General features: G+C 67.3%; 8 protein-coding genes. 6 read left to right on the top strand and 2 right to left on the bottom strand.

Translation table 11 applies throughout. From position 1 onward, the window contains the following. Positions 1–281: transposase (locus H5411_RS45245; protein WP_183127882.1), on the bottom strand; the 281-nt coding region annotated here is incomplete at its 3' end. Between the two features lie 299 nt (positions 282–580). Here H5411_RS45245 and H5411_RS45240 point away from each other — a divergent pair. The 6 genes from H5411_RS45240 (at position 581) to H5411_RS45220 (ending at position 7,189) form a co-directional block, all read left to right on the top strand. Continuing rightward, positions 581–1,651 (top strand): IS110 family RNA-guided transposase, encoded by a 1,071-nt coding sequence (locus H5411_RS45240; RefSeq protein ID WP_229858590.1) that lies wholly within the window; start codon positions 581–583, stop codon positions 1,649–1,651. An 83-nt stretch (positions 1,652–1,734) separates the two neighbouring features. Further along, a complete protein-coding gene (locus tag H5411_RS45235; protein WP_101436354.1) occupies positions 1,735–3,273 on the top strand; it encodes a hypothetical protein in 1,539 nt (512 codons plus the stop codon). Positions 3,274–3,399: 126 nt separating this feature from the next. Next, positions 3,400–4,251, top strand: coding sequence for a site-specific integrase (locus H5411_RS45230; protein ID WP_229858600.1), 852 nt, complete (start codon positions 3,400–3,402; stop codon positions 4,249–4,251). Next, positions 4,190–4,486, top strand: coding sequence for a tyrosine-type recombinase/integrase (locus H5411_RS48750; protein WP_208637360.1), 297 nt, complete (start codon positions 4,190–4,192; stop codon positions 4,484–4,486). The genes H5411_RS45230 and H5411_RS48750 overlap by 62 nt, the downstream gene beginning before the upstream one ends. Then, positions 4,483–6,756, top strand: coding sequence for a tyrosine-type recombinase/integrase (locus H5411_RS49165; RefSeq protein WP_144639116.1), 2,274 nt, complete (start codon positions 4,483–4,485; stop codon positions 6,754–6,756). The genes H5411_RS48750 and H5411_RS49165 overlap by 4 nt, the downstream gene beginning before the upstream one ends. Then, a complete protein-coding gene (locus H5411_RS45220) occupies positions 6,746–7,189 on the top strand; it encodes a DUF6262 family protein (protein WP_101436356.1) in 444 nt (147 codons plus the stop codon). Before H5411_RS49165 ends, H5411_RS45220 begins: the two co-directional genes overlap by 11 nt. 747 nt (positions 7,190–7,936) lie before the next feature. On the opposite strand, the gene H5411_RS45215 is transcribed toward H5411_RS45220, so the two are convergent. Continuing rightward, the coding region (locus H5411_RS45215; protein ID WP_220818331.1) for a P-loop NTPase family protein at positions 7,937–8,471 on the bottom strand (535 nt) is incomplete at its 5' end.

Genomic DNA, 8,471 nt, shown 5'->3' with positions numbered 1-8,471 from the left:
ATCGACGCCGCTTTCAAAATCTCCGTCGCCCGACGCAATTCTCGGTTTTCGCGTTCAAGCTCACGAATCCGCTCCGCCTCCGCGCTCGTCGGCCCCGGTCGCTCCCCGGCACCCGCCTCCGCCTGGCGCACCCACCGGCGCAGCGTCTCCGCCGTCACCCCCACCTTCTCCGCGATCGACCGGATCGCGTCCCACTGCGACGAATACTGCCCCACCTGCTCAAACACCAACGCAACCGAGCGTTCACGCAGCTCACGCGGGTACCTCGACGACCGTCCCATGATCATATTCTCCACTCACACGTGGAGTCTCCATCAAACCCAGTGAGACTTGCGGGGCAGACGTCACCGGCGGGGTCTGACTCGATCAAACCCTGACCTCGAATGGGAGTGTCTTCGCCCCGATCTGTCGGCCTTGCCGGGGCGTCTGCTTGGTACGCGCCGGAGGGCCGGGACGTGACTTGATAGGAGCTTGCGACCGCCCATCACTGGTTTGTCCGCCCAGCCGTCCGGCGCGTGCCGCCTTGCCCGGAACGTCCCGCAGGAAGGCGACAGGCCCCAGGATGGCACAACGCGGTCAGATGAAAAAGCCCAGCAAGCGCAGGATTGCCGGTGGGGTGGACACCCACGGCGACACCCATCACGCGGCGGTGGTGCTGCTCAACGGCGCGCGGGTGGCCGATGCGGAGTTCCCCGCCACCCAGCGGGGATACGACCAGCTGCTGAGCTGGCTGCGCTCACACGGCAGACTGCACGCGGTCGGCGTGGAGGGCACCAGTTCTTACGGGGCGGGCCTGGCGCGCCACCTGGCCAGCACGGACGTGACGGTTGTCGAGGTCAACCGGCCCGACCGCCGCCAGCGCCGCGCGAAGGGCAAGTCCGACCCGCTCGATGCCTACGCCGCCGCCGAGGCCGTGCTCGCCGGCCGGGCCACGGCCATTCCCAAGGCGGGCAGCGGAATCGTGGAGGCAATCCGCACCCTGCACACCACCCGCGCCGGCGCGGTTAAATCCCGTACGGCCGCGATGAACGAGCTACGGTCGCTGCTGGTGACCGCCCCAGCCGACCTGCGCGACCGGCTACGCGGCCTCGGCGCGGTCGGCCTGGTTGAGGCATGCCTGCGCTTGCGCCCGGCAGGCGACCCGGCCAGCCCGCAGGCAGCTGCCCGGGTGGCGCTACGCGCCTTGGCCCGCCGCCACCGCAACCTGACCACCGAGATCGCTGATCTGGATGCCCAGCTGCGGCCGCTGGTTGAACGGGCCTGTCCCCGGCTGATCGCCATCCACGGCGTGGGCTACGAGACCGCCGCCCAGCTCCTGATCACCGCCGGCGACAACCCCGACCGAATCGGATCCGAGGCCGCCTTCGCCGCTCTCTGCGGCACCGCCCCAATCCCCGCTTCCAGCGGCAAGACCCACCGCCACCGCCTGTCCCGCGGCGGCGACCGCCAAGCCAACCGCGCCCTGCACCTGATCGCCTGCACACGCTTGGCCACCTGCCCCAGAACCCGCGCCTACCGCGACCGCCGCGCCCAGCAACAACTATCCACAAAGGACATCCTTCGCTGCCTCAAACGCTACCTCGCCCGCGAGATCTACAAAGTCATCACCACACTGCACGCCCCCGACCACGAACTTCCAGCTACCGCTTGACAAACCATAGGAGCATCAGTGACCAAACGCGTTCAGTCTTCGCGGGAGCGACTGTCTGCGTCGAAGCGGGTCTGGCATTGCCGGTGAGAACCACGGGACCGGTTTTCGATGAGGACGTCTGGGATTTCACCGAGGTCATCGGTCTACGGGTGCAGATGACGCCGGCCCGCCGCCGGTTCGACTTCACCCTCATCGCCGACGCCCGCTGGCGGCTGGTTGCCAAGGAACTGGTCCTGGCCCTGCTTGCGCCTCGACACGAAGCCGTCGCGGTGCTGCCGCGCGCCCTGCGCACACCGCTGCACCCACAGACCTGCCACGGACGACTGGCCGAGCTGACCCGGTGGTTCACCTGGCTCGCCAAGTACGGCATCGTCAGCCTCGACGAGGTCGACGAGGACTGCTGCGCGGCATACCTGGCCCACCGCCGCTACGTTCGTGACGCGGACGGTGTCGTTGTCGGTGATCGCAGTCCCGCCGTCCGCCGAGCCGCTGCGCAGACGGTCGTCGACTTGCTCAACTATCGGGAGCTGTTCACCACTGATCGGGTCCGGGCGGACCTGCGGCCTTGGTCGGGCGCTTCTCCATCGGCCGTCGCCGAGATGCGATCCGGCCGGGACGGCAACACCACCCCGCCACTGGACGATCGAGTGCTGCAACCTCTGCTGGCCGCAGCGCTCTACCTGGTGACCGTGATCGGCCCGCGCACGGCCGAACTCACCGCTCAGATGCGCGAGCAACGCCAGTGGAAGCGTCGCCGAGACCCCGCCCATGACCTCCGCAAACAACCCCCAGAATCTCGAAAGGGATTCGCCCGCGTCCTCAGCGAATACCGGCAGGCCCGTCGACCGTTGCCGTTGCTTCCCGACCATATCGTCGCCGAGCGCGTGGACGCGGGCTGGTCCGTCAACGACCCGCTGACCCCGCTCGCGCTCGACAATTTGGCCAGGCAAGCCGGCTACGTCGTCTTCAACCCGAGCTGGACGCGCACGCTGCGCGATGTGATCGAGTCGACGCTCGACGTCGTCGGGGCAGAGAAACCCTTGGGACGCAACGCCACACACGTTCCTCTCGCCAACAACGACAACGAGACGGTCCCCTGGACTCTTCCCTTGCATGACGCCGAGGCACGCACGTTACTGGGTGCAGTCCGCACCGCGGCAATCATCACGATCACCCTGACCAGCGGGATGCGCTCGAGCGAGCTGATGGAGCTGCGGGCCGGCTGCCGCCAGCCCCCGCAAGAACACGCACCGGGGCTGGTGCGCTACCGGCTGGCCAGCCGCGTCGTCAAGGGCAAGCCGCTGGGCGGCGTCGAGGACGAGTGGGTCGTCGTCGAACCGGCCTACCTGGCCGCCGGCCTGGCCGAGCAACTCCTGGACGATCCCCAGTCCGGCGCCCTGTTGTTCGGACGGTTCGCCTTCGACGTCCGCTATCGATGGTTCCGCAACTGGGTGAATGGTCCCACTGGTCGCCGACTCGGACTGGCTTCCATCCCCGAGGACAACGTCACCATGCGCGCCATGCGCCGAACCCTGGCCCTTGAACTGGCCTACCGCCCCGGAGGGCTGCTGGCCGCGAAGGTCCAGCTGAAGCACATTTCCGTTGTTATCTTGAGCTGCTGAACGTGTGTCTTCCATGTGCGCCACGGGTTCGTGGGGCGGCGTGATCGACCTGGTGGACGTGGTTATCTCCGGCTCGTCTATCACGTTGATCACGTTGGAGGAGTTGTGCACGTTCAGCGCGTGGCGATGCCCGCGTCCCGGGTTCCATCCTGGACCGTCCTGAACGAGGACGGTATCCAGGTCGAGCCGATCGAGCGGTATCTGACCTACCTGACCGACATCGAGCGATCCCCGAACACCGTCAAGGCGTACGCCCATGATTTGAAGGACTACTGGGTCTTTCTGTGGCAGCGCGGGTTGGACTGGCGGGAGACCCGGTTGGAAGACATCGGTGAATACGTCGCGTGGCTGCGGCTGCCGCCGGCCGGCCGCGACGGCCACGTGGCCGTGTTGCCGTCGGTCCAGCCGCACGTGACGGCGTCCACGGTCAACCGGAAGCTCTCGGCGCTGGCGGCGTTCTACACCTACCAAGCGCGCAACGGCGTGGACGTCGGCGAGCTGCTGACCACCTGGCAGCTACCGGGCCGCCGGGGCGGGTGGAAGCCGTTCCTGCACCACATCAGCAAGGGCAAACCCCAGCCTCGGCGGGCGATCTCGCTGCGGGCCGAGAAGAAGCTCCCTCGCGTCCTGACAGTGGCGGAGATGCAGTCCATCATGGACGCCTGCGGTCGACTGCGGGATCGCTTCCTGCTTGCGTTGTTGTGGGACAGCGGCGTTCGCGTCGGCGAAGCGTTGGGGCTTCGGCACGCCGACATCGCCGCGGCTGAACGCGAGGTGACGATCGTGCCGCGGATCAACGACAACGGCGCGCGGTCGAAGTCGCGCGAGCAGCGCACCATCCCGGTGTCGGCGGAACTGATCCGGTTGTGGGGCGACTATCTGCACTGCGCAGTATGGCGATCTGGACTCGGACTACGTGTTCATCAACTTGTGGGCCCAGCCCCTGGGGCACCCATGGTCCTACCCGGCAGTCTATGACCTGGTGCGACGACTACGGCGGCGAACGGGGATCGCGTTCGACCCGCATTGGTGCCGGCATTCGGCGGCGACCAGGATGTTGCGCGACGGAGTCCCGATCGAGGTCGTGTCCAAACTCCTCGGTCATTCCTCTGTGACCACCACGCTTTCCGTCTATGGGCACCTCACGGCCGAGGACGCCCGGCGGGAGTTGGAGAAGGCCGGCTGGTTCACGGGGCGCGAGGTGAGCTGGTGACCACGTCCAAGGTGACGCCCGTCGGCGCGGTGCGTCCAGGCCTGCTGGAGAAGCTGGTCGCCGCGGTCCGACCGGAGTTCAGAGCAGAGATTCTGGCGTTCGGCCCGGACGATCCTGTCTTGGGTGGAAAGCCTTGCCGGGTAACGGGATGCGGGCGCACGGGTCGTATCCGAGGGTTGTGCTTCGGCCATGACAGCCGTTGGCGGCGCGAAGGAAAGCCAGACCTGGGCCACTTCATCGCCACTACCGACCCGAGGATGAAGGGTCACCAGCCCTTGGCGTCGTGCCGGATTCCGGGCTGCCTCAGGGGACGGAAGGAACGGGGGCTGTGCACGCGCCACCACTACGCCTGGCAGCGGTCGGGCCAGTCCGACCTCAACCAGTGGGTGGCCGCGCTGCCGCCGGTAGTGGAGCCCGATCCGCCGGCGACATGCCGGATCGCCTACTGCGACCTATGGGTCCATGCGGACTTGCCGTTCTGCCTGACGCACGGCATCCGCTGGAAAGAACAAGGCCGGCCGGACATCGACGACTACGCCCGCGGCTACGAGAACGACTCCACACCCGGCCACGAGCGCATCGACCTGCGCGAACTGGACGCGCATCTGCGACTGGAGACGCAGTACGCCTTGCAGTGCCGGCACGACGATGCAGCGATCCGGATCGCGCCGAGCGCGGTGCAGGTCGTGGTCAACTTCCTCGCCGCCACCGAGGTTTCCTCGCTGCTGGACCACGACGAACACGCTTGGCTACAGGCGTGGAAGCAACGATTCCCCAAGCGAGCACGGTTCTCCAACGGCGACTCCGGTCGCGCGCTGCTCATCTATGCGCGCCGCAAGGTCGAGGAGTCGCATCTCGGCCGAGGCTGGGACGTCGAGTACCGCCGTGACGTCTGGCGGCTGCGCAACCTAGGGGTCGAGGAGGGGCCCGCGACGGTGCGGTTCGACCAGATCAGCCAGACCTGGCTCAAAGAACTGGCCAAGCGGTGGATCCGGTGGCGGCTGAGCAGCGGCCTCGGCACCGGATCGGCCACCAAGGCCGCGCTCGCGCTCACCAGCTTCAGCCGGTTCCTGACCTCGCCCGCCGTCGGTGTCGACCGGCTCGCCCAGGTCGACCGGCCCCTGCTGGAACGCTACCTGGCCGACCTGCACACCGAGCTGGCCGGCAAGAAGATCCACGGCGAACGCATCAGCCAGCTGCACCTGTTCCTGCAAGCCATCCGCCGGCACGGGTGGGATGAATCGCTGCCCGCGAATGCGACGCTCCACAGCGAGGACTTCCCCAAGAAGGGGCAGTTGCTTCCCCGGGCGCTGGCCGAACACGTCATGACGCAACTGGAAGATCCCCACAACCTCAATCAGTGGAACGACCCCGACCGTCGGCTGATCACCCTCATCCTCATCCGCTGCGGGCTCCGGCTTGGTGACACCCTGCGCCTGGCCGTCGACTGCGTCGTCCACGACGCCGACAACGCCCCCTACCTGCGCTACGTCAACCACAAAATGAAACGCGAGGCCCTCGTGCCCATCGATGAGGAACTCGAAGCCCAGATCATCAAGCAGCGACGAAAAGTCAGCGACTGCTGGCCGAACCGGATCCCAGTGCTCTTTCCCCGCTCCAGAGCCAACCCCGACGGCAGCAAGCGCGCCAGCCACTCCGGCTACCAGCACGCGCTGGCCGAATGGCTGCGCCGCTGCGACATCCGCGACGCCCACGGCAACCCTGTCCATGTCACCCCGCACCAATACCGACACTCACTCGGAACCCGGTTGATCAACCTCGACGTCCCTCAAGAAGTCGTCCGACGCATACTCGATCACGATTCTCATGCCATGACGGCCCACTACGCCCGGCTGGCCGACACCACAATCCGCCGGCACTGGGAAAAGGCTCGCAAGGTCAACGCGACCGGCCAAACCGTCACCCTCGCCCCGGACGGCCCGATGGCCGAGGCGGCCTGGGCCAAGCAACGCATCGGCCGCGCCACCCAGGCCCTGCCCAACGGCTACTGCTCGTTGCCGCTGGTCAAGACCTGCCCGCATGCCAATGCTTGTTTGACATGCCCGATGTTCGTCACGACCGCCGAGTTCCTGCCCCAGCACCGGCACCACCATCAAGAAGTCCTTCAGATCATCTCCGCGGCCGAGGCCCGCGGCCACACCCGGCAGGCGGAGATGAACCGGCAGGTCGCCGACAACTTGGAGAAGATCATCACCACGCTTGAGGTCGACGATCCCGGCCAGCAAGAGGCGGCCGCCGATGCGTCCTGACAACACTAAGCCGATCATCGCCGCCGCCCGGCGGCGCCACGAGTTGACACGGGCCAAAGCGATCCAAGCACTACGCGAACTCGACCATGCCGGCACGCCGGTCACCTTCCACACTGTCGCCACTGCGGCTGCAGTCTCCCGGTCCTGGCTCTACGCCCAGCCCGACATCCGGGCCGAGATCGAGCGCCTCCGCGAGGCCACGGGACGCACGCCCACGCCGCCGATCCCGGCCAGCGAACGCACGACCGAGTCCTCGGCCCTGGCCAGGCTCGATGCTGCACTCAAACGAAACCGTGAACTCGCAGAGGAAAACCAGCGCCTGCGGCGCCAACTGGCCCACGCCCTCGGCCAGCTTCGTCATACACCCGACGCCAGCGACCCGACTGCTCCCGGCAAACGACGTCGCTCTTCGGTAACGATCGGGCCCTGCTGACAGGGATCCCACTACCAGCGGCGGCCGCGTCGGCGACACCGTTCACGACGTGGCCGCCCAGGTCACAGCCGGGATCAAATCGAAAGCTCAAGATAACCGTTGCTACGCCGTAGTCCTTCGCCGTGACCTCCCAGCCCAGGCATTCGATACCCGACCAGAAGTTCCCCACCCGAAATGAGGGGCGGGTGCGCACCGCGAACCAGCCCAGATCCACCGGGTTCGAGCTGGCGGCCCATGAAGAGGCGTAACAACACCGGTTTCTCGCGTATACCTTCCCGTCTCGCTCACCGCGCCCGGCCCATCCGGCAGTGCTGGACCGACGCGACTTCGTCGAGGCTGCTCCCACCCTCCCCGGCGACCCCCGGTTCAGGCTGCCTCCAGCTGCACCAGGCCGCTACGACGACCCAGCGATGGACGGTCTTCCACCTCCATCCGACACATCAGCGCCTCGTGGCGCACCGGACTTTGTGCCAGAGCCGGAATCCGGTCCGGACGAGCCCGTCCGCCTGGGCAAGGCCCGCGTCCAACACGTCTCGTTCGCCGCCTTGGCCAGGACGACCAGCCGTTTGACCAGGCCCCGTGCCTGGGTCAACCAGATCCGGTTGCTGTCCAGCACGACCTGCGAGTCGTCGATCAGTGCCTGGTAGCGGTGGTTGAGATCGCCGTGGTCGTCAACGATCCGGATCGCATGGGCCAAGGCCGCAAGCTTTGCCGTGCGGACGCTTTGCAGGTACGGATCATCCATCGTCACGGCCCGCCGAAGACGGTGCCCGCGCTGGACCAGAACACGAAGACGATTACCAGCAGCAGGAGCGCGACGACCCACCACACCGGCAGGTCGGGATCGATCGCGAAGAACCGCCTCGCCGGCTCGCCGCCTCGCAAGCCGCCTTCGACGACGTCCCTGCACAGCGGCCCGGCGAGGTCCGTCCGGAAGAACCGCCTGGCGAACTCTTCGCCGGTCCGCACGCCGCGCAGGAGGACGTCCGGCGGCCCGTGGGAGACGATCTTGCCGTTCCACAGGACGGCGACCTCGTGTGCCACTTCCCGTGCGAAGTCCAGGTCGTTCGCCGTGATCAGTACCGTGGCCCGCGCCTTCTCGTTGACCGACTTGATCGCCCTGACGATGGCACCCGTGTAGCGGGAATCGAGCGCGGTGTCGACGTCGTCGAGGACGATCAGCGGCATGCCGGACACCAACGCCTGCGCGAGGAGCACCCTGCGCCTCGCGTGCGCGGGGATCTCCTCGGGGAAGGAACGCGCGAAGGCCTCCAGGCCGAAT

The sequence above is a fragment of the Amycolatopsis echigonensis genome, from assembly GCF_014174495.1.
GTDB classification, from domain to species: Bacteria; Actinomycetota; Actinomycetes; order Mycobacteriales; family Pseudonocardiaceae; genus Amycolatopsis; species Amycolatopsis echigonensis.
Note: the sequence above shows the minus strand (reverse complement) of the source record. Positions and strands in the feature narration are given on the sequence as shown.